Origin of the sequence: Cellulomonas sp. Leaf395 (assembly GCF_001424125.1) — a bacterium.
Classification (GTDB): Bacteria; Actinomycetota; Actinomycetes; order Actinomycetales; family Cellulomonadaceae; genus Cellulomonas.
Map to the genome: position 1 here is coordinate 583,166 of NZ_LMQI01000005.1, position 22,126 is coordinate 605,291.

A 22,126-nucleotide genomic window follows, 5' to 3' on the forward strand; every position below is an offset into this window, starting at 1 on the left:
GCCCTACGACTCTTCCGAGGAGTACGCCGCATGACTCCAGTCGCACCTGATCGCCCCGCACGTGCCGATGAGCTGGCCGCGCCCTGGTCGCTCGCAGTCGAAGACGTCCTCCGAGCCGCAGGGGGCTCGACAGTCGGGCTGACGGTGCTGGAAGCCGGGGAGCGGCTGGCGCGCGACGGTCGGAACGAGCTGCCGGAGCCGCCCCAGCCGTCGACGTTGGCGCGCCTTCTGAGCCAGTACGCCGACGTGCTCATCTACATCCTCATCGCGGCGGCGGTGCTCAAGGCGATCACGGGTGACTGGGTCGACTTCGCGGTCATCGTCGTGGTGATCGTCGCGACGGGCCTGATCGGCTTCATCCAGGAGGGCCGGGCGGTGTCGGCCCTCGCGGGGCTGCGCAAGATGCAGTCGCTGAGCGCGCAGGTCCGGCGCGACGGTGACTGGGGGGTGATCGACTCCGCGACGCTCGTCGTCGGAGACGTGGTCCGGGTGCGCAGCGGCGACCGGGTCCCGGCGGACGTCCGGCTGCTGTCCTCGGCCCAGCTGCAGGTCGACGAGTCGGCGCTGACGGGCGAGTCGGTTGCGTCGGACAAGTCCGACGACGTCAACGACCCCGACGTGAGCATCGGCGACCGGACGTCGATGCTCTTCTCCGGGACGATCGTGACCGCCGGCACCGGCGAGGGCGTGGTCGTGGCGACGGGCGGTGACACGGAGATCGGCCGCATCTCGGCGCTCGTCGCCGAGCAGGACGCCATGGACACACCGCTGGCCCGGCAGCTCGAGCACCTGGGCAAGCAGCTGTCGGTCCTCATCGGCGTGCTCGCTGTCGTCATGCTGCTGGTCGGCCGGTTCGTGCACGGCCTGGACGTCGACGAGCTGATCGATGCGGCCATCGGGTTCGCCGTCGCCGCGGTGCCCGAGGGGCTCCCCGCCCTGGTGACCATCACGCTGGCGCTCGGCGTGCAGCAGATGGCCCGGCACCGTGCGATCACCCGGAAGATGTCGGCGGTCGAGACGCTCGGCTCGACGACGACGATCTGCTCGGACAAGACGGGCACCCTCACGCAGAACGAGATGACGGCTCGCACCGTGGTCACCGCCAGGGGGACCTACACCGTCGAGGGCACCGGCTACGACCCCGCCGGTCGAGTCGTCACCGCGCACGGTGGGACGGCGGACCTGGCGGCGCACCCTGATCTCGCCGCGTTCGTGCTGGCCGTCGGCCTGTGCAACGACGCCCACGTCGAGCCGACCGAGGACGGCTGGCGCGTCGTCGGGGCGCCGACGGAGGGCGCGCTGGACGTGCTAGCCGCGAAGTCCGGTGCGCGGACCAGCGACGCCGTCCGGGTCAGCGAGGTGCCGTTCGACTCCGGCCACAAGTTCGCCGCGACCCTGGACGACGTCCCTGCTGGTCCCGCGTATGAGCGTGCGACCCGTGTCGTGCACGCCGTCGGCGCCCCGGACCGCCTGCTCGATCGCGCCCACACCGAACGGTCCGCCGACGGCGTCGTCAGGCCGCTGGACAGGGCCGCCTGGGACGATCGGATCGACGCGCTGTCCGCCCGGGGCCTGCGGGTGCTCGCAGCAGCGGTCCGCCCGGCGGCCGGCGTCGACGGGATCACACTGGACGACCTCGACGACGGCCTGACGTTCCTCGGCGTCGTCGGCATCGTCGACCCGCCGCGCCCGGAGGCGACCGCCGCGATCGCGGAGGCGCACTCCGCGGGCATCCGCGTCAAGATGATCACGGGCGACCACCGTGGCACCGCGACAGCCATCGCTCGCGAGCTCGGCATCGCGCCCGAGCACGGCAAGGTTCCCGCGCTGACGGGCGCCGACCTTCAGGCCATGGACGACGACGAGCTGCGTGCGGTCGTGCGCGACGTCGACGTCTACGCCCGCACCTCCCCCGAGCACAAGCTCCGGATCGTCCGCGCCCTGCAGTCCCACGGCGAGGTCGTGGCGATGACCGGCGACGGTGTCAACGACGCCCCCTCGATCACCCGGGCGGACGTCGGCGTCGCCATGGGCATCAAGGGCACCGAGGCCACCAAGGAGGCCGCGGACATCGTCCTCGCCGACGACAACTTCGCGACCATCGAACGCGCCGTCGAGGAAGGGCGACGGATCTACGACAACATCCGCAAGGCCGTCGTGTTCCTGCTCCCCACGAACGGCGCGCAGTCCCTGGTGATCCTGGTCGCTGTCCTGGCCGGGCTGGCACTGCCGCTCTCGCCCGTGCAGATCCTCTGGATCAACCTCGCGACCGCGATCACGCTCTCCCTGACTCTCGCGGGTGAGCCGGCGGAGCCCGGCATCATGAAGCGCAAGCCGCGGTCCCCGACCGAGCAGGTGCTGTCGTCGCGCGCGATCGCCGTGGTCCTGATCGCCTCCGTCATCCTCGGCGCCGCGACGCTCGCCGTCTTCGTCCTGGAGCGCGACCGCACGGGCGACTACGCCGTCGCACAGACATCCGCCGTCATGATGCTGGCGCTCGGCCAGCTCGCCTTCCTGCTCAACTGCCGACTGCTCAACGGCTCCGCCTTCACCGTGCGGGTGCTCACCGGCAACCGGAGCCTCTGGATCTCGGCCGGCGCCCTGCTGGTGCTCCAGCTCCTGTTCACGTACGCCCCGTTCATGAACGTGTGGTTCGACTCCACCCCCATCGGCCTGCACAGCTGGCTCCTCACGGCCGGGATCGCCGTGGTGGTCTTCCTGCTCATGGAAGCGGCGAAGGCCGTCCTTCGTCGCGTCGGCGACCGTGACGGCGCGGGGTCGTAGCACGATCGAACCCTCGCCTCGGAGTCACGTGAGGCGGTCAGCACCAGCCGTTGGACGTGCTGGCGTTGCCCTTCACCGATGACACGTGTCAATGTATGGGAGCGCATCCACGGCCGCACCGACGCGGCCGCGTGCCCGCCCTCGAGCGGTCCGTCGCGCGCGCGAACGAAGGACATCGGCAATGGCGTCGCAGACTTTCACGGCCGCACCCACGGTTGACGGCCGGGTGCCCGACGCCTCCGAGGCTGGGCTCGTCGACCTCGACGGGCGACGCTTCTACCGCATCACGTCCTACGACGACCTGCCGCCGTTCTTCATGACGCTCGTCGGCGCGAGCGACCTGTGGGTGTTCATCTCCAGCACCGGCGGCGTCACCGCCGGGCGCGAGGAGGCCGACCGCGCGCTGTTCCCCTACGCCACCGAGGACAAGGTCACCGCGGGTGCCGGCCGGACCGGCGGGCTCACGCTCCTGCGCGTCGCCACCGCCGACGGCACCGTGTTCTGGCAGCCGTTCGCCCCGCGCCGTCCGGACGACCCGCACGTCGCGCGCAACCTCTACAAGGACCCGCTCGGCACGAGCCTCGTGTTCGAGGAGACCCGGCCCGACGTGGGCCTGCGCGTGCGCGTGGCGTGGCGGACCGCCGCCCGGTTCGGCATCGTGCGCGAGGTCGAGGTCGCCTCCACGACCGACCGGGCCGTCCGGGCCGAGGTCCTGGACGGCTTCCTCGACCTGCTGCCTGCGGGAGTCACCGTGCAGACGCAGGGTGAGCTCAGCAGCCTGCTCGACGCGTACAAGCGCTCCGAGGTCGACCCCGCGACCGGCCTCGGGCTCGTCTACCTGAACTCGACGCTCACCGACAAGGCCGACCCGAGCGAGTCGCTCTCGACGACCGTCGCCTGGCAGGTCGGACTCGACGACGTCGACCACCTGCTCTCCGCGCGCCAGGTCGAGGCGTTCGCAGCAGGCCGCCCGGTCGTCGCGGAGCACGAGGTCCGCGGCGAGAAGGGCGCCTACCTGGTCCGCACGCACCTCACGCTCGCTCCGGGCGAGCAGCAGCGCTGGAGCGTCGTCGCCGACGTCGACCAGAGCGCCGCCGACGTCGTGCGCCTGCAGACGCAGCTCGCCGACCCCGCCGCGGCCGCCGCGGCGCTCGCCGCGGACGTCGAGGGCACGCGCGCACACCTCGACCGGCTCGTCGGGACCGCCGACGCCGTGCAGCTCACGGGAGACGAGCTCGCCACCACCCACCACCGCGCGAACGTGCTGTTCAACATCATGCGCGGCGGCGTCCTCGTCGACGGGTACACCGTCAGCACGCCCGACCTGCGTGCGTTCGTCGGTCAGCGCAGCCCACGGACCGCGGACCGCACCGGCGCGTGGTTCGACGCGCTCGGCACGACCGAGCAGCTCGACGACGTCGTCGCGCGGGCCGACGCGTCCGGTGACCCGGACCTGCTGCGGCTCGTGCGCGAGTACCTGCCACTGACGTTCAGCCGCCGGCACGGCGACCCGAGCCGCCCGTGGAACAAGTTCAAGATCGCTCTCACCAACGAAGGCGGCGAGACGCTCGTCGACTTCCAGGGCAACTGGCGGGACATCTTCCAGAACTGGGAGGCGCTCGCGTGGTCGTTCCCGGAGTACGTCGAGTCGATGGTCGCGGTGTTCCTCGACGCGACGACGGCCGACGGGTACAACCCGTACCGCATCTCTCGCTCCGGCATCGACTGGGAGGTGCCCGAGCCGTCCAACCCGTGGGCGAACATCGGCTACTGGAGCGACCACCAGGTGATCTACCTGGTCAAGCTCCTGGAGGCGTCGCGCCGGTTCCACCCCGGTCGCCTGGAGGCGCTCGTCGACCGGGCCGTCTTCACGCACGCCGATGTGCCGTACCGCATCGCGACGTACGACGAGACGGTCGTGGAGCCGATCGCGACGATCGCGTTCGACACCGAGGCTCAGGAGCGGGTCGCCCAGCGCGTCGCGACCCAGGGCGCCGACGGGCGGCTCGTGCACGGGCCCGACGGCGAGCTCGTCCGCGTCTCGCTCGGGGAGAAGCTCCTGCTGACCATCCTGGCAAAGGTCGTCAACCTGGTGCCCGACGGCGGCATCTGGATGAACACGCAGCGTCCGGAGTGGAACGACGCCAACAACGCGCTCGTCGGCAAGGGCCTGTCAGTGGTCACCCTCGCCTACCTGCGCCGCGCCCTCACCTTGGCCCGGGACCTGCTGGCCGACGACCTCACCGTGACGAGCGAGCTCGCGACCCTGCTGACGGACGTGCACGCCGCGCTCGACGATCACGTCGGGCAGGCGCGCGACGGGTTCGAGGACCTCGGCCGGCGGGCTGTCATGGACGCGCTCGGCGCGGCCGGCACCGCGTACCGCACGCGCGTGTACGCCGGGTTCAGCGGCGGACGCACGGGGGTCTCGGCGACGACCGTGCAAGCGTTCCTCTCGAGTGCGCAGGTCTACGTCGACGCCGCGCTGCAGGCCAACCGTCGCGAGGACGGCCTGTTCCACGCGTACAACCTGCTCGACCTGCGCGACGGGGCGGCCGTCGGTCGCCTGCAGGAGATGCTCGAGGGTCAGGTCGCGGTGCTCTCGTCCGGCCTGCTCACGCCCGCGGAGGCGCTCGAGCTCGTCCGCGCGCTGCGTCGCAGCGCGCTCTACCGGGCGGACCAGCACTCCTACCTGCTCTACCCCGACCGCGACCTGCCGACGTTCCTGGCGCGCAACCTGCTCACCGCGGAGCAGGCCGCGTCCGCGCCGCTGCTGGCGACGCTCGTCGCGGCCGGCGACACGTCGGTGGTCCTGCGCGACGTGCGCGGCGACCACCGGTTCGCGCCCGGCCTGCACAACGCTCGCGACCTCGACGCAGCCCTCGATGCACTCCCCAGCCGTGTCCCGGGCGTGACCGCGCAGCAGGTCGCCGACGGTCGCCAGGCCGTGCTCGACGCGTTCGAGCAGGTGTTCCGCCATGCCCGCTTCACCGGTCGGTCAGGGTCGTTCTTCGCGTACGAGGGACTCGGCAGCATCTACTGGCACATGGTGTCCAAGCTCCTCCTCGCCGTCCAGGAGAACCATGAGCGCGCGGTGGTCGAAGGCGCCGACGCGGCCATTGTCGCGGGCCTCGCCGACGCCTACGAGGACATCCGGCTCGGCCTCGGCTACTGCAAGACACCGGACACGTACGGCGCGTTCCCCGTCGACCCGTACTCGCACACCCCGGCCGGCAAGGGTGCCCGGCAGCCCGGCATGACCGGCCAGGTCAAGGAGGAGATCCTCACCCGGCTCGGCGAGCTGGGTCTGCGGGTCGAGGACGGGCACGTCGTCGTGCGACCCGTGCTGCTCCGCGCCGACGAGTGGACCACGACCCCGACGACCTTCACGTACCACGACGTCACCCAGCAGGAGAGGGCCGTTCCTCTCCCCGCGGGGTCGCTCGCGTTCACGTTCTGCCAGGTGCCGATCGTCTACCGGCGCGTCGACGGACCCGGTGCTGCGCCCACCGTCGTCGCGCACCTGGCCGACGGCACCCGCGTGGCGGGCGTTCACGGCGCGCTCGACGCCGGCGTGAGCGGGCTCGTGTTCCGGCGCACGGGCGACGTGGTCCGCGTGGATGTCGAGGTCCCCGCCGGCTGACGCCCGCCTCGTGGCGGACGGGCACCTGGACGTCTGACCTGCACGTTTCACCCGATGAGTGCGGGCGATGGCAGAATTGCGCCGTTTCCGACGGAAGGCAGAGGGTGAGCGGTCATCCAGGTGCGTCCAGCGCGGTCTTCGTCGACCCCTCCGGCCGCCGTGGACGAACGGTCCGGCGGATCACCTGGGCGCTCGGGGCGCTCGTCGCGACGTACGCCGTGCTCGTTGTCGCAGCGCTCGTGGTCCCCGTCGGGATGAACCGCCTCGCCGTCCCCGGGCTGGGTCCCCTGCTGCCTGGTCCGATCGCTCCCGCGCTCGCCGGTACGGCAGGCGACCCCACTCCCCCCGCTCCGGCCCCACCGTCGCCGACGGCCACGCCGACCCCGTCGCCCTCGGCGTCGGCGTCGGCCCGGGAGGCCAGGACCGTCCCCGCGACTCCGGCTCCCACCCCTGCCGCGATCCTGGCGGCCGCCCCGCCGCCCGTTCCCTCGGCCACACCGACCCAGGCCGCTCGGGGCCCGTCTGTCGCAGCGCCCGGGCAGACGGACGACCAGCCCGGCAACGCACCGACCGCGAAGCCCGAACCCGCGAAGCCCGAACCCGCGTCGACCCACGCCGCGACGCCGACCCCCCGACCGAACAAGGGCTGACCGCGCGTGCTGGACCAGAGCGTGAGCGTGTCCTCGGCGCCCGCACGCCCTCGCCGGCGTCGGGCGCACGTCCAGTACGTCACCCGCCGCCCGGCCGTCGCGCACTGGGTCCTGCTCGTCGCGGTGCTCGCGGTGCTTCTGCTCGCGCTCGGACTCCAGACGATCACCGCGAGCGTGTGGCAGGCGGGGACGGCGACGACCGGGGAGCGCGTCCCCGTCGCGACACCGCCCGGTGGGCCCGTCCTTGTCGCCGATGGTGACACGCTCGTCGGCGTTCCGCTGCAGGAGCGGACGGTTGCGCTGACCTTCGACGACGGTCCGGACCCGCGCTGGACCCCGCAGATTCTCGACGTCCTCGCCCGCGAGAACGTCCCTGCCACGTTCTTCGTCGTCGGGTCGCACGCGGTCGAGGAGCCCGAGCTGCTCCGTCAGGTGGTCGCCGCCGGTCACGAGCTGGGCGGGCACACCTGGTCGCACGCCGACCTGTCGGCCGTGCCCACCTGGCGGGCCAACCTCGAGCTCTCCCTCGGGCAGCTGGGACTCGCCGGCGGGGCGGGGATCAGCACCTCGCTCCTGCGTCCGCCGTACTCGTCGTCACCCGGGGACCTCGACGCCGCCGAGCTGACAGCCGTCCAGCGCGCAGCTGACGCCGGCTACCTCGTGGTCCTCGCCGACCGGGACACCAAGGACTGGAGCCGGCCAGGGGTCGAGCAGATCGTCGCCGACGGCTCACCCACCGGGACCGAGGGCCAGATCGTCCTGCTGCACGACGGAGGCGGCGACAGGTCCGAGACGCTCGCGGCACTCCCCGCCCTGATCGAGCGCTACCGCGAGGCCGGGTATCGCTTCACGACGGTCTCCGACGGGCTCGGCCTCGCCGTCGGGGCAACCCGTCCCGCCGAAGCGATCCCCGCGGTGCAGGGCCAGGTGCTCGACGTGGCGGTGCGCGCGTCTGGCTGGCTGGTGACGGCGGTGAGCTGGGCGGTGCTCGGGTTCGGCGTCCTGTCGCTCCTGCGGACCGTCCTGGTCGTCGGCCTCGCACCTCGGCACGGCCGCGTGTCCAAGCGTCGCGTCGCCCGAGGACAGTGGCTGCCGCCGGTGACGGTGCTGGTCCCCGCGTACAACGAGGCCGTCGGGATCGAGCGGGCGGTGCGCTCGCTGGTCGCGTCCGACCATCCCGAGCTCGAGGTGGTCGTCATCGACGACGGGTCCACCGACGGCACCGGGGACGTCGTCGAGCGCCTCGGCCTGCCCGGCGTCCGGCTGGTCCGGCAGGCCAACGCGGGCAAGGCCGCGGCCCTGCGGACCGGCACCCGGGTGGCCTCGCACGACGTCCTGGTCATGCTGGACGGCGACACCGTGTTCGAGCCCGACACCATCCGTCAGCTCGTCCAGCCCCTGCGCGACCTCGCGGTCGGCGCCGTCAGCGGCAACACCAAGGTGGGCAACCGGACCGGCCTGCTCGGACGCTGGCAGCACCTCGAGTACGTCAGCGGCTTCAACCTCGACCGCCGGCTGCAGGACCTGCTGGGCTGCATCACCACCGTCCCGGGCGCGGCGGGGGCGTTCCGTCGGCAGGCCGTCGAGGCGGCCGGCGGGCTCAGCTCGGAGACGCTCGCCGAGGACACCGACATCACGATGGGGGTCCTGCGGGCCGGCTACCGGGTGGTCCACGAGGAGCGCGCACGCGCCTGGACCGAGGCGCCCAGCAGCGTGAACGACCTGTGGCGCCAGCGGTACCGCTGGAGCTACGGGACCATGCAGTGCATCTGGAAGCACCGCCACGCCGTGCGGGACTCCACCGACGGCGGGCGCCGGCTCGGATGGGTCGGGATCCCCTACATGCTGCTCTTCCAGGTGCTGCTGCCGCTGCTGGCCCCGGCGATCGACCTGTTCGCGCTCTACGGGCTCTTCACCGGCAACGCCCGGTCGGTGATGACCGTGTGGCTGGCGTTCGCCCTGGTCCAGCTGGCCACCACCGCCTACGCGCTGCGGCTCGACGGCGAGAGCCTCAAGCCGCTGTGGAGCTTGCCGCTGCAGCAGGTGTTCTACCGCCAGCTGATCTACCTGGTCGTCATCCAGTCCATCGCCAGTGCCGTCGCCGGAGCCCGTCTGCCGTGGCACAAGCTGCACCGTTCCGGCGACGTGGTCGTGCGCGCCTGACCCTGCTCGTCGGGCGGGCGACTCGCCGCGGGCGGTGCTGTCGCGCACGCAGCAGCGCCTCCTTACGCTGGGCTGAGGTCCAGAAACGGCCGTGTCTCTGCGCAACCACTGAACCGGCGGAGAACGGAGCGATCGTGAGCGAGACCCCGACGAGCACCGACGACACGAGTCCCCTTCCTGGCACCACACCGCAGGAAGGGGAGCCCGAGCAGGGCGACAACCAGGACGTCCCGGCGCGCCGGATCTACCCGACGGATCCCACGGGCGCTGACCTGGCGTGAGCACCGACCCGACCCCTGGGGTCTTCGGTGCCGCGCAGCTCATGCTGGTGCGACATGGCGAGAGCATCGGCAACGTCGCCGCGGGCGAGGCCGAACGTGCGGGTCTCGAGGTCATCGATCTCGAGACCCGTGACGCCGACACCCCGCTGTCGGCGCAAGGTGCGGAACAAGCGGAGGCGCTCGGGACGTGGTTGCGGGACCAGACGGGGGGAAGCGGCCCTGAGTCCCTGTGGTGCTCGCCCTACGTCCGTGCGGTGCAGACGGCGACGATCGCGCTGCAGGCTGCGGGCTCGAGCCTCGCCCTGCACCTCGACGAGCGGCTGCGCGACCGGGAGCTGGGCATCCTGGACCTGCTCACCACGACCGGCATCGACGCCCGGTACCCCGCGGAGGCAGCGCGACGCCGCCACCTCGGCAAGTTCTACTACCGTCCCCCGGGCGGGGAGTCCTGGGCGGATCTCGCGATGCGGGTGCGCGCGCTCCTGTCGGACCTCGACCGGGTCGAGCACGGGAGGCGGGTGCTCGTCGTGGCGCACGACGCCGTCATCATGACCATCCGGTACGTCTGCGAAGGCATGGTCGAGAAGGACGTGCTCGATCTCGCGCGCGCCACCCCGGTGCGCAACGCCGCTGTCACCCGCCTCGTCCGGACGTCCGCCGGGGCGCCGTGGACGTTGGCGGCGTTCAATGAGGACGGCCACCTCGATCGCGAGGGTGCGCCGGTGACCACGCACGCCGGGGACCGTGATGCCTACCCGCACTGAGACGATCACCCCCGCGCTGCTCCGTGGGTGGCCCCTTCCTGCGGACGCCACCTCGAAGTACGGCCGCGGGCAGGTGGTCGTCGTCGGCGGCGCACGCAGCACGCCCGGCGCCGCGCTCCTGGCCGGCGTCGCGGCGCTCCGGGTCGGCGCGGGACGGCTCACCATGGCGGTCGCACGATCGGTCGCCGTCCCGTTGGCGATCCAGATCCCGGAAGCCGGTGTGGTCGGGCTCCCGGAGACGGAGGAAGGAAGCCCCGACGGCACCGGTACCGAGCAGCTCATGGACGACCTGAGGACGGCCGACGCGGTGCTCGTCGGACCCGGCCTCGACGATCCCGAGCGGACGATCGCTCTGCTCGAGGCGCTCACCGACGGCATCCCCGGCAAGGTCCCCATGCTGCTCGACGCGTTCGCGCTGGGCATCCTCCCCCGGATCCCCGAGGTCGCCGAACGGCTGGCAGGGCGGCTCGTCCTGACCCCCAACCCGAAAGAAGCCGCCTTCCTGCTCGGAGTGGACGAGATCGACGACCAGTCGTGCTCCCGCATCGCGAGGAAGTACGACGCGACGGTCACCTGTCAAGGACGGATCGCCGCGCCGGACGGATCCCGGTGGGAGGTGTCGACCGGTCTACCGGGTCTGGCGACGTCGGGCAGCGGCGATGTCCTGGCCGGGACGCTGGTCGGGCTCCTTGCCCGTGGCGCGGACCCCGCACAGGCCACGTGCTGGGCGACGCACCTGCACGCGGCCGCCGGTGACCGCCTTGCCACCCGGATCGGCTCTCTCGGCTACCTCGCACGCGAGCTCCCGGACGAGCTTCCTGTGCTCCTCGACGAGCTCTCTCCCTGAGGGTGTCCGGGCACTGCAGGACGGCGTCGACTCGTCCCGCCCGCCACAGCTGGTCTGCTGCTCGTCGGAACCTCGATGGCCAGCGCCGGAGAGGTGAACGGCAACGGCGACGACATCCCTGGGACGACCGTCTCCCTCTCGATCTGTGCCTTCTCCGGCCAGAACGACGAACCGGAGGCACCGTTACCCAAGGGTGGCCGCGTCCAGAACTTCGGCCACGTACTGAAGGTGGTCAAGTCCTTCGGTCGGTCGAAGGACGACCTCAAGGCAACGGGTGAATATCCCGGCTTCGCCTGCAATGGCGACCACGGCTTCCTCTCCGGCGGTGGCGGCGGCGAGCCCTAGCATCCCGAGCGGCGAGGACTTCACCTGAGCGAGCAGGCACCGCGCGACGATGGCGCTGCAGCGGCGTCCTTGCCCGGGCTCGGACGGCCTGCCGGCCGTCGGGCGACTCTCCGATCCGCCTCATCACACGCAGACCAGCGGCCGCTCCGGTTCGCCGGGGACAGTCGCTGACCTGCGCCTGGACGGGTGGGGGGATAACGGAGTTCGAACCTGTGTGCCGCGACCCCCCACGGCGTCGCGGCATCCACCCGCATCGGCTTTGGTGCGGCGGAGGTGTGCCCTTTCTCCGCGGTGGACGGACGGGCGGCGACGAGCTCGACGGCCGTGGCGAGCACACCGAGCCCGCCGCACTCGTCATCCTCGTCGAGGTGCTGAGCGAGCAGGGTCGCGCACCTTGTCGTGCATCGATCGACGGCCCGACTACTGAATCTCACCCGTTCCCACCTGACCGAATTCTTCTGTTAAGAGCACTATGTCTCTATGACCGAAGGAGTACACCCATGCTGATGAAGAAGATCGTGAGTGCCAGCACAGCGTTCGTGCTGGCCGTAGCGGGGATCATGTTCACTTCCTCCGCGTTCGCTGACGACACCGTTGTCGTCGACGCCACCGAGACGGTCGTCACCGAGCCGGCCGCGGAACCCGTGGCCGAGCCCGTCACGGCTGATGAGGCATCGGAGTCCGTCGCCCCGGCCCCAGTGGTCGAGGCACCCGCCCCGGCCCCCGTGGTCGAGGCACCCGCCCCGGCCCCCGCGGTCGAGGCCGCACCTGCGCCTGCCGCCAAGGTCGAGGCTCCCGCCCCAGCCGCGGCTGAGGCCCGTCAGGGGAACGTGGACACTGCGAAGGCGCAGCCCGAGTTCATCTGCGACGAGACCGGGACCGGATGGCTCGCGAAGGTCGATTGGGACGGCGTCGGTAACCCCACCGTCGAGGCTCCCGACGGCTACCTGATCGATGGCTACTGCGTCAAGGCAGGGACCACCGAGCACATCATCTGGCTCGACGAGCCGGCCGATGAAGTCGTGATCGACCACCCGCTCAAGGACTCGGTGAGCCACTACCAGATCCACGTGGTGCCGATCCCGGACGAGCCTGAGATCGTGGCGGTCCAGTTCGATGTCACGCCGACCGCACCGACCTGTGAGGCCGCTGGCGAGCTGGACACCTCGGTGTTCCCGATCGTCCGCACCGGCTACACGCTGACGGTGGATCGGCCGTACGACGGTCCTGGTGACTACACCATCACCGCCACGGCGCACGAGGGCTTCGTGTTCTCAGGCGAGGGCAATGCCACCGTCCGTTCCATCACCGTCACGGTCGATGGCGCGCTCGGCTACCAGAACGACGACCCTTACGAGGACTGCTATGTCCAGCAGCCTCCGCCCAAGTACGACACGTCCCGAGAGTGCACCGCTCCTGGCGTCAGGACCATCACCACCTCCAAGGCGGAGTACGTGTGGGACGCCGAGGCCGGCGAGTACGTGCTCGGCGACTGGGTCGTCACCTTCCAGAAGGACGTCGACGACCCCTACTGCCTCGTGACCATCCCGGCTCCGTCGGCGGTCGTCAGCGAGCAGACCTGCGACAACCTCGCAGCGGACGTCACGCTGACGTTCGAGCACGCCACTGCGACGTACTCCCTCAACGGTGGACCGGCCACTGCTGTCACGGCCGGCTACTACGCCAACCCGGCACCGGGCACGTACGTCATCACCCTGATGGCGGACGCGGGCTACGAGTTCGAGGAGGGTGAGGACACTCTCACCGTCGTCGTCCCGGAACCTCTGGAGGAGTGCGTCACTCCGGTTGCTGTCGTCTTCGACGTGGAGCCCACCGCACCCACGTGTGACGCTGCCGGCGACCTCGACACCGACGTGTTCCCGATCGTTCGTGAGGGCTACACCCTGACGGTCGACCGCGACTACGACGGACCGGGCGAGTACGTCATCACGGCCACCGCGAACGAGGGCTTCACGTTCGAGGGTGAGGGCGACCCGTTCGTCCGCACCGTGACCATCACGGTCGACGCGGCCATCGGCTACCAGAACACCGACCCGTACGCGCCGTGCTACATGCCGCCGCCTCCGGAGTGTGTCGAGGGTGGAGACACCACGTACCAGCGGTACAGCTGGATCGGTGGACCGTGGGAGTCGGACGAGGCTCCGGAGTTCGGTGACGGATCCAACTGGCAGGCGAACGTGCAGGGCGACCCGCACAACGTCGGACAGGCCGGCGCCTACTTCCGCAGCCACGGCAACTCGGGCAACGGTGACTGGTTCTACCTCGAGGAGATCGAGATCCCGCCGTGCGACATCGAGGTAACTCCTACCGCGACGTGGACTCCGCCGACCTGTGACGAGGACGGTGAGCTCGTCCTCGGCCCCGAGGAGGGCGTCATGTGGAGTGCCGTTGACGGCGAGGAGCCCGGCTCGCTGGTTCTCACCGCCAGCCCTGCTGAGGGCTACGTCTTCCCGGACGACGCTCAGACGCAGTGGTACGTGCCGAACCTCGACCAGCTGACGGGCTACGAGTGCGCCGAGCTGACGGCGTCGGCGTCGTGGACCACCACGCCGCCCACCTGTGACGACCTCGACGGCGCGGGCTTCCTCGCCTACGAGAACGCCACGCTGGTCTCGGCCACGCTCAACGGCGAGGACTACCCGAGCCTGGGTGACTTCCCCGAGGGCAACCACCCGAACCCGGCTCCGTCCGGTGGCGAGTGGACGCTGACGTTCGAGGCGAACGAGGACGCCGTGTTCGAGAACGGTGAGACCACACTGGTGGTCGAGTTCACCGTTCCGGAGTACCTCACCGAGGAGGACTGCGCGGAGGTGATGCCGACCGGCATTCCGTTCAGTGCCCCGGTGCCCGCTCCGACCTGCACCGCCGGTGCCTCGTTCGACGCCGCCGCTCTTGGCGGCGTGTTCGACGCTGAGTCCGGTCGGTGGGACTTCCCGAACGTGTCGGTCGAGGTCGTCACCAGTGTTCCTGGTGAGGTCACGCTGAACGTGTTCGCGAACGAGGGCTACGTGATCGACGCCGACCTCGTCTCTGACGAGTGGTTCGTCGAGGCAGGCGGCGCTCGCGCCTCCCGCACCATCGAGCTGGCTCCCGCCATCGGGTTCCAGACGACCAACCCGCAGGCTGCGTGCTACCAGACGACGACGGTGACCACGCCGCCGCCTAGCAGCACGCCGTCCACCACGCCGACCACCACGGTCGTCCTGGCGACGAATACGCCCGCCGCCAGCCCGACGTCCGCAACGCTGGCCGTCACTGGTAGCAACGGCGCCGGCTTGATCGGCCTCGCGGCCGTCCTGGCCGGCTTGGCGGGGACGGGCCTCGTGCTCGCCCGCCGCAGACTGCGGGCCTGACCGCAGCGCGTTGACCGCCCGCCTCCCCCGCCACAGGGGGAGGCGGGCGGTCTCATGTCTGTCCCGCGGTTAGCACCAACCGGGAAAGGGGACGCCCGCCGGCGCTCGCGAGGACAGATCCGCCACCCGGCCGCTCACCGGGCTTGGTCATCCTCGTCGGGCTCGCGCGAGAACAGCAGGAGCTCGGGCAGGCTCGTGGCGAAGTAGTCGGTGACGCCGTCGTCGCGGACGGCTGCCGGTGCCACGTACTGCGCACGCGCCTCGCCGAGGTTGGGCGGCGGGTCGGTCAGCGGCAGACCCAGCGCCTGCAGCGCCGCGTCCCACGCCGCGACCGTGCGCCCTTCGCCGCCCTCCCACGGGTGGAACGAACGGGTGACGAGGATCTCGTAGGCCTGTGCGGCGAGCCCGGAGTCGGTGAGGAGACGGACGTAGGCGATGGTGAAGTCGTCGCGCGTCAGGACGAGGTGCTCGACGGGCCGGACCCGTGCGAGCCGCTCCTCGGCGGCGTGCCCGAGCCGGGCGGCGAGCTGGTCCTGCTCGTAGCGCAGCCGCGCGTCATCCGGCGCGACGGCGATCGCCTCCTCATACCGCTGCCACGCGCGGGCGTCGTCGTGGGCGATGTTGAACGCGGCCATCCCGGCGTTGCGCAGGAGCACAGGGTGCCGCAGACCCAGCTCGGTCGCCCGGTCCCACAGGCGCAAGGCCTCCGGGCGACGGCCGTGCGCGTAGAGCAGCATGCCGAGCAGCGACCGGGCGGTGGCGTCGTCGGGATCCGCGTCGACCGCGCGCTGGAGAGCGTCGTGCGCGTCGAGGCCGTAAGGGAACGCCCAGGTCACGTCTGCTGCTCGGGCCTCAGCTCGGCGGTCGGCCGCCTCGGCGTCGAGACCGCTCTCCTCGAGCAGGCAGGCAGCCTCGTAGTGGGCGACCGGCCGCAGGTTGCCCGCGACCGACACCGGGGCTGCGACGACCTGGTCCAGGAGCCGCAGGGCGGCGGTGTGCTCGCCCGCCCGGCGGAGGTCGGTCGCGACGTCCAGGAGAAGTCCCGCGTCCGTGGGCGGGCGCCGACCGGCCAGGACCCGCAGGACGGCGTCGAGCGGGTCGAGCGCGAGCGCGTGCTCGAGCACGTCGACCGCGTCCTGCTCGCGCCCGAGCCGGCGCAGGACGACGACCAGCAGCGCCGTGCGTCGGGTGTCGTGCCCGACGACGCCGTCGAGCGTGTCCAGCACGCGCAGCGCAGCGCGGTTGTGCCCTCGGTGGGCGAGCGACCGAGCGAGCTCCAGACCGGCGGCGGCAGCCCAGGTGCCGTCCCAGCCGGCCTTGCCGAAGGATCGCTCCGCGTCCTCGACGCGGCCCAGGCGATTCTGGACCAGCCCTGCCAGGTAGTACGCCTCGGCGTCGAGCGGGTTCGCGTTGCGCCGGTTCAGGCGGCGCAACGCCACCTCGACCTGCTCGAGCGCACGGTCGTAGCGACCGGCGCGATAGTCGCGGTCGGCCAGGGCGAGGTTCGTGCGGGAGTCCCCGGGGTCACGCCGGAGCGCCTCGTGCCAGTAGGGCAGCGGGGACCGCGTCGGGTGCCGGTACTGGCTCAGGTGCAGACCGGTGAGGTAGAGCTCCTCGACCGACTCCACCGCCGCGGGCAGGGGCGGTTCGTCGGCGACCCAGGGCTCCTCGTCGCTGGTCTCGGTCGGGGTCCAGCGCACCAGCAGACGGCCGGCGGAGTCGAGGAGCTCGGCGATCAGGTCGTTGCCTGCCACGCTCTCCGCGGTCACGGACCGGGGCACCCCCGGGACGAGGTCCGCGACGCTGGACGCCAGCACCTCACGGCCACGCAGGATGCGCAGCTCGGCCCCGGGCTGGGGTGTCGTCACCGCGAACGAGGCCACGACCGCGCCGTCCCGCTCGACGTTCACGGCCGCGTCGGGGGTTGCCTGGTGCGCCGCGCCGATGGCAGGGATCGGATACCAGTACTGGGTGAAGACCTTCGTCTCCCCAGGAAGCAGCCAGCTGAAGTCAGGCTGGTTGTCCGTGTACACGCCGGCCATGAGCTCGACGTACGGGCCGTCACCGTCGGTGAGCTGCGCGTCCCAGGCGTGGCCGAACGGGGCGTTGCCCCACGTCCACTGCTTCTTCCCGGGCGAGACCCGACGCTCGGCCCAGTGCACGAAACCGGCGCCCGCGGCGTGGTCGTAGCCGCCGAAGAAGTCCTGCTGGGAGTCGACGATCATGTAGGACGTCGGGACCGGGATGTTCCGGTAGAAGTCGATCCGGTCCGCTCCCGGTTCCTGGTCCGCCCGGGCCGGGTAGTCGACCCCGTAGTACGGGCGGTCGGCGCACGGGAACGCGGTCAGGGCGCGGCGGGCGTGGTCGGCCACGTAGCGCACGTCCTCGGGGAAGAACGACTGGTACTCGTCGTGCACCCGTGCGGCCACGTTCGCCCACCACAGGAACGTCTGGCGTTCGCTCGTGCGGTTGTGCAGCCGGACCACGAGCTCGACGACGGAGCTGTCCGCGCGGAGTCGGATGCCGTGCTGGGCCGACATCCGCGCGAACGGGTCGTGGTCGTGGCACCAGACGGTCACCGAGCCGTCGTCACCCTGCTCGATGAGCGTCTCGACGGGCAGGTAGGTGGCGGGCCGGTGATGCTGCGGCCAGTTGAACTCGACCCCACCGCTGATCCACGGTCCTCCGAGGCCCACCAGCGCGGGCTTGATGACGTTGTTGCGGTAGAAGAAGTCGTAGCTGGTGGTCTTGTCGTACCCGATGTGGATCCGGCCACCGAGCTCGGGCAGGACCACCAGACGCACGTACGCGTTCTCGAGGTGGACCGCCTGCCACTGCCGGTCGACCCCGACGTCGGCGACGTGCTCGACGAACGGCAGCGGGTAGACCTTGCCGCTGGACCCCTGGTACACCCGGTGGTCCAGGTACATCGGGTAGGCGCTCGGCTCCCCCGCGTCGTACGTGCGGATCGTCAGCGGCTCGCTCCACGCCACGGCGGCTCCGCGCGCGAGCGCCTCGCTCAGGTGGGCGGGCGCGTCCGGGAGCGTGAGCGTGGCGTCTGCGTCCGCCTGCGTGCCGCCGTCGAGCGGCAGGGACGCGGTCACGTGAGCTCCAGCTCGACGCGCTGGACGCGCACCACGTCGACCGCCTGCACCTCGATGCCGTCCTCGACTCCACGGACGGAGGGGTCCACCCAGACGCCGACCTCGTGCCGCCACGGGAACAGCTGCAAGGTGATCCCGTCGGTGGAGACGTCCGAGCGACGGGGTGTGAGATCGACCTCCCAGACCCGCCCGTGCCAGAAGTGGTCGCTGACGACGTCCTCACCGATCACCGCCCGCCCCACGTCGCCGGTCCAGGTCACGCGCAGGAGGGCCCTGTCGGTGCCCTCGAGCAGATGAGGGGGAACGTCGAGGTGGACCCGTGCCGCGCCGTCGAAATCGGTCGGTGCGCTCAGCCGCTGCAGCGGGCCGCCGCGCACGGGATCGGGCACGTCGGCCGCGGTGGGCCGCAGACCTTCCGCGATCCGGTGGGTCCCGGCGGACGGGATCTCGACGGTCCAGCGCGACCACGGGCCGACGGCGACCCCTGAGCCGGACGCGCCGCGCAGTCCGGCCGGCGCGGGCAGGACGGCGACCGAGGCGACCTCCTGGCTCGTGTGGAGGACCAGCGTTCCGTCTGGCGACGAGAAAGCCGGGACGTCACAGAGCACGAGCCGCTCCCGACCACCCAGCTCCAACCGGTAGAGCTGGTTCGCGGTGGCCTCGTCGAGCACGAGGATCCGGACGCCCGGCAGCTCCACCACGGTCGATGGACCGGGCGCCTGGGCCAGGTCGACCACGGTGGCGCCGTCGACCGCCCGGGTGGCCCCTGCACCTCCGACCGGGACCTGGCCTTCGAGCACCAGCTCGACGGGGATCCCGTCTGTGGCGGCCAGCACGACAAGCTCGCCGCCGTCCAGCTCGATGCGGGTGACCAGCTGCGCGGTCGCGCTGCGCAGCACGACGCCGTCGGTGAGCGGGTACCGCAGCGGCCACGCCACGCTGATGTCGGCGGGCACGTCCACCGGGTGCGAGGGGATGCGCACGACTGCGCCGTCGTCGAGCTCCACCTCGACCTGCACGCCGTCCTGGGCCGCGATCGGGTGGTGGCTCGGCTGGTAGGTGCTGAGGAAGACGTACCCGCGGTGCCCGTCGGAACGGACCGACCAGCGCAGCTCCTCGGGGTCCTCGCTGCCGCCCCCGACGGTCGTGGTCATCGCCGCCAGCGCCGCCCCCTCGGTCGCGAGCCACAGGTGCTGGCGTCGCAGGAGGTGGTGGTGCGGTCGGATCTGCCCGTGCTCACCGATCGGCGCGTGGAAGTCGTAGGTCCGCGTCGGGACGTCGTTGGGGTAGCCCGTGGCGTGCGACTCCTGCTGTGTCCCGCCGGGCCCGGTGCGCTGCGTCCCGCCGGCGTACATGTAGTAGCCCTGCCAGATGGAGCCGCTGCCGATCTTCGCCAGCGCGAGCGCGGCGACGTCCTCGGGCTGCACGAGCGGCCGGCGGTGGTAGGCGACGTGCATGCCGCCGCCCAGTTCGCAGGTCGCGAACGGCAGCGCATCGTCGTCCTTGAGAGGCACGGCGTCCGGGTCCACGACGATGCCGTCGAGCGCCTCGCGCAGGTCCGCACCGACGCTCAGGTCGTCGCGCACCGGGCTGTAGCGGAAGTGGAAGGCCGCGAAGCCGGGCCACTCGGTCGTCGTCTCCTCCCAGAACCCGTCCGAGTACGCGCTGTACACCGGGAGCAGCGAGTCGGGGACCTGTGCACCGCCCCAGCCGGTCGCGGTCCAGAGAGGCACGCGCAGACCGAGACCCTCAGCGATGGTCCGGAGCCGGGCGAGGTGCTGTGGCTGGTCGTAGAGCTCGTTGTCCATCTGGGCACCGACGACCGGGCCCCCCTCCGCATGCGTCAAGCCGGCGATCTGGGCGACGATCTGCGCGAAGAGCCGCTCGACGAGCTCGAGATACGCGGGATCGTTCGTCCGCGTCGCGATCCCCTGCTCCACCAGCCAGTCCGGGAAGCCGCCGTAGCGTGCCTCGCCGTGCGCCCACGGGCCCATCCGCACGACGACCTGCAGACCGTGCCGGCCGGCGAGCTCGACGAAGGCCCGCAGGTCGAGGTTGCCGGCCCAGCTGAACTGTCCGGGTCGCGGCTCGTGGGCTTGCCAGAAGACGTAGGTGGCCACGGAGTCGAGCCCTCCGGCTCGCGCATGGCTGATGACCTCCGACCAGCGCTCGCGCGGGATGCGCGAGTAGTGGATCTCGCCCGTGACGGGGAACCAGGGACGGCCACCGCGCTCGATCGAGCGGCTCGTGACCTCGACGCGGTCCGGCGAACCGTCCGGCTCCCCCAGGGGCAGGTGATCCCGGCGAGGTTCCACGGGCAGCGGCACACGGAGCCGAGGGACGGTCCCGGTGAGATCGACCTGCGTGTGCAATCTGTCTCCTTCTGCAGAACACCCCGCCGGGGTGCTGGACGTGTCTGGGGCCTCCGAGCGGACGAGGCGGCAGCGGTGCCGTTCATCCGCGGCGAGACGTGCTCGATGAGGCCGCGATGCGAGGTTATGCCGGACGACCCTGCGTGCGCGATGGCGGTTTCGACGGGCTCATGGACGAATTGACAACGGCTCAACGTCGGCATCCACGCAAAGAGGGGGCATCGGCGACTTGACCTGACTCTGCGCAGCAGGCTTCGATCCGGATCATGGACGAAAGCGTGGTCGTCGAGTCCGAGTCGCTCCGCGAGGGGTTCGTCGGCCAGCGCTTGTTCGTGCTTCCGCGACCGGCAATCCGGGCCGCGCTCGCGCGACCGGTGACCAACCGCCTGCTGGTCACCGACGCCGGGTTCTTCCCGCACGCCGCCCGGCACGGCCGGGCTCGTCCCCACGGTGCGGGCCAGCACATCCTCATGATCTGCACCGACGGATCAGGGTGGTGCCGTACCCCTGACGGGCGTTTCGCCGTCCAGCGCGGCGACGCGGTGCTGGTGCCCGCGTCGGTCGCGCACGAGTACGCGGCCTCCGAGTCGGACCCGTGGACCCTGTGGTGGCTCCACGTCGTCGGGCACGACGCCGCCGACCTTGTCCAGGCCGCGCACGTGGCTGCCGGGGGGCCGGTCTCCCACCTGAGGGACCCGGCCGCGATCGCCAGCCTCGTCTCCCACGCGATCGACGCGCTGGACACCGGGACAGCAGGCGGTCTGGTCAGTGCGTCGGGTGCCGCCTGGAACGCGCTCGCACAGGTGGCCGCCACCGGTCGGCGAGGCCCCGGTCCTTCCCTCAGTCCCGTGGAACGCGCCGTCGAGCACCTGCGCGCCACCAGCCCGCGTCGTATCCCGATGGAGTCGCTCGCCGCGATGGTGGGGCTCAGCCCGTCGCAGCTGCGCACGGTCTTCCGTCAGCAGGTCGGCGTGGCTCCCCTGCGCTACCAGAGTGACCTGCGCATGGCGAAGGCCAGGGAGCTGCTCGACACCAGCACCTTGACCGTCGCCGCCGTCGCCGCCACGTGCGGGTACGAGGATGCGCTCTACTTCTCACGGCAGTTCACCCGGACGCACGGGCAGTCGCCGTCCGCGTTCCGCGCCCGAGCCCACTGACAGGTCGAACACTCGTCTGAGCGGTTTCTCCATCCGGCTCTGCCGGCCTCAGTCTCAATCGACCTGACGCCGTAGCGCCGGTGCCGGCTGGTGTGCAGGTCGAGCGGAACCGCACCCGACGCGCCGATCGCGAGCATCATGGTGTCATGACCGAGCAGGAGGACTTCTTGGCCTGGGTCACCACGACGCTGCTCGCCGCCGAGAGGGCGTTGCTCGGCGGTGACGCGGACCCGCGGCGGGCGATCTGGTCCCGCAACGAGCCGGTGAGCATCCAGGGCGCATGGCGCAACGCCTTCGGACAGGCGGATGTGGAGAAGATCTTCCGCTTCCTCGAGGACACCTTCTCGGACTGCACCTCGTACGAGTTCGAGCTGCTGGCGCACGACGTCGTGGGCGACATGGCCTATACCGCCGGCCTCGAGCACAGCTCGGTGTCCGTCGACGGTCGGCCGCGGACGTTCACCCTGCGCGCGACGCAGGTGTACCGACGCGAGGACGGTGAGTGGCGCGTGGCCCATCGTCACGCCGACACGGTGAGCGAGACGGTCGTCGGGTGAGTGCAGACCCGAGTCAGCAGGCTCTGACGCACCCGTCGGGGAGCTCGAGGATGCTAGGAGTGCGCTGTTCATCTCAGGCTGGCTA

13 protein-coding genes are annotated in these 22,126 nt (G+C 71.4%); 11 read left to right on the forward strand and 2 right to left on the reverse strand.

Annotation, left to right across the window (positions count from 1 at the left end):
• The first annotated feature begins 30 nt into the window (after window positions 1-30).
• The 9 genes from ASG23_RS17325 to ASG23_RS20340 all read left to right on the forward strand — a co-directional run bounded on the left by ASG23_RS17325 (window position 31) and on the right by ASG23_RS20340 (window position 14,851).
• Entirely contained in the window at window positions 31-2,784 is a 2,754-nt protein-coding gene (locus tag ASG23_RS17325) for a cation-translocating P-type ATPase (RefSeq protein ID WP_056027621.1), read from the forward strand.
• Window positions 2,785-2,965: 181 nt separating this feature from the next.
• Entirely contained in the window at window positions 2,966-6,427 is a 3,462-nt protein-coding gene (locus tag ASG23_RS17330; protein WP_056027623.1) for a hypothetical protein, read from the forward strand.
• A gap of 104 nt (window positions 6,428-6,531) precedes the next feature.
• Window positions 6,532-7,077 carry a hypothetical protein gene (locus ASG23_RS17335; protein WP_056027624.1) on the forward strand — a complete coding sequence of 182 codons (546 nt, stop codon included), beginning with the start codon at window positions 6,532-6,534 and terminating at the stop codon, window positions 7,075-7,077.
• A 21-nt stretch (window positions 7,078-7,098) separates the two neighbouring features.
• Window positions 7,099-9,240, forward strand: coding sequence for a bifunctional polysaccharide deacetylase/glycosyltransferase family 2 protein (locus tag ASG23_RS17340; RefSeq protein WP_235521206.1), 2,142 nt, complete (start codon window positions 7,099-7,101; stop codon window positions 9,238-9,240).
• 134 nt (window positions 9,241-9,374) lie between these two features.
• A complete protein-coding gene (locus ASG23_RS20040) occupies window positions 9,375-9,521 on the forward strand; it encodes a hypothetical protein (RefSeq protein WP_157465727.1) in 147 nt (48 codons plus the stop codon).
• Window positions 9,518-10,285, forward strand: coding sequence for a histidine phosphatase family protein (locus ASG23_RS17345; protein ID WP_056027626.1), 768 nt, complete (start codon window positions 9,518-9,520; stop codon window positions 10,283-10,285). The genes ASG23_RS20040 and ASG23_RS17345 overlap by 4 nt, the downstream gene beginning before the upstream one ends.
• Window positions 10,269-11,132: an NAD(P)H-hydrate dehydratase gene (locus ASG23_RS17350; protein ID WP_200941635.1), complete on the forward strand. Its 864-nt coding sequence runs from the start codon at window positions 10,269-10,271 to the stop codon at window positions 11,130-11,132. Before ASG23_RS17345 ends, ASG23_RS17350 begins: the two co-directional genes overlap by 17 nt.
• A 75-nt stretch (window positions 11,133-11,207) precedes the next feature.
• Window positions 11,208-11,477, forward strand: a complete 270-nt coding sequence (locus ASG23_RS17355; protein ID WP_056027628.1) for a hypothetical protein — start codon at window positions 11,208-11,210, stop codon at window positions 11,475-11,477.
• A 500-nt stretch (window positions 11,478-11,977) separates the two neighbouring features.
• The gene (locus ASG23_RS20340; RefSeq protein WP_056027630.1) at window positions 11,978-14,851 is read left to right on the forward strand and encodes a hypothetical protein; all 2,874 of its coding nucleotides are present in this window, start codon (window positions 11,978-11,980) and stop codon (window positions 14,849-14,851) included.
• Window positions 14,852-14,985: 134 nt separating this feature from the next.
• Here ASG23_RS20340 and ASG23_RS17365 read toward each other — a convergent pair whose 3' ends face one another.
• Window positions 14,986-17,955 (reverse strand): DUF5107 domain-containing protein, encoded by a 2,970-nt coding sequence (locus ASG23_RS17365; RefSeq protein WP_056027632.1) that lies wholly within the window; start codon window positions 17,953-17,955, stop codon window positions 14,986-14,988.
• The gene (locus tag ASG23_RS17370) at window positions 17,952-20,327 is read right to left on the reverse strand and encodes a beta-galactosidase (RefSeq protein ID WP_056027635.1); all 2,376 of its coding nucleotides are present in this window, start codon (window positions 20,325-20,327) and stop codon (window positions 17,952-17,954) included. Before ASG23_RS17370 ends, ASG23_RS17365 begins: the two co-directional genes overlap by 4 nt.
• Before the next feature lie 266 nt (window positions 20,328-20,593).
• Here ASG23_RS17370 and ASG23_RS17375 point away from each other — a divergent pair, with 266 nt between their 5' ends.
• The gene (locus tag ASG23_RS17375; RefSeq protein ID WP_056027637.1) at window positions 20,594-21,484 is read left to right on the forward strand and encodes a helix-turn-helix domain-containing protein; all 891 of its coding nucleotides are present in this window, start codon (window positions 20,594-20,596) and stop codon (window positions 21,482-21,484) included.
• A gap of 146 nt (window positions 21,485-21,630) precedes the next feature.
• Window positions 21,631-22,041, forward strand: coding sequence for a nuclear transport factor 2 family protein (locus tag ASG23_RS17380; RefSeq protein ID WP_056028558.1), 411 nt, complete (start codon window positions 21,631-21,633; stop codon window positions 22,039-22,041).
• The last annotated feature ends 85 nt before the right edge of the window (window positions 22,042-22,126 follow it).

Coding starts and splice junctions, on each gene's coding strand:
- ASG23_RS17325 (WP_056027621.1), top strand. CDS start 31: ATGACTCCAGTCGCACCTGATCGCCCCGCACGTGCCGATGAGCTGGCC.
- ASG23_RS17330 (WP_056027623.1), top strand. CDS start 2,966: ATGGCGTCGCAGACTTTCACGGCCGCACCCACGGTTGACGGCCGGGTG.
- ASG23_RS17350 (WP_200941635.1), top strand. CDS start 10,269: ATGCCTACCCGCACTGAGACGATCACCCCCGCGCTGCTCCGTGGGTGG.
- ASG23_RS17355 (WP_056027628.1), top strand. CDS start 11,208: ATGGCCAGCGCCGGAGAGGTGAACGGCAACGGCGACGACATCCCTGGG.
- ASG23_RS20340 (WP_056027630.1), top strand. CDS start 11,978: ATGCTGATGAAGAAGATCGTGAGTGCCAGCACAGCGTTCGTGCTGGCC.
- ASG23_RS17375 (WP_056027637.1), top strand. CDS start 20,594: ATGGACGAAAGCGTGGTCGTCGAGTCCGAGTCGCTCCGCGAGGGGTTC.
- ASG23_RS17380 (WP_056028558.1), top strand. CDS start 21,631: ATGACCGAGCAGGAGGACTTCTTGGCCTGGGTCACCACGACGCTGCTC.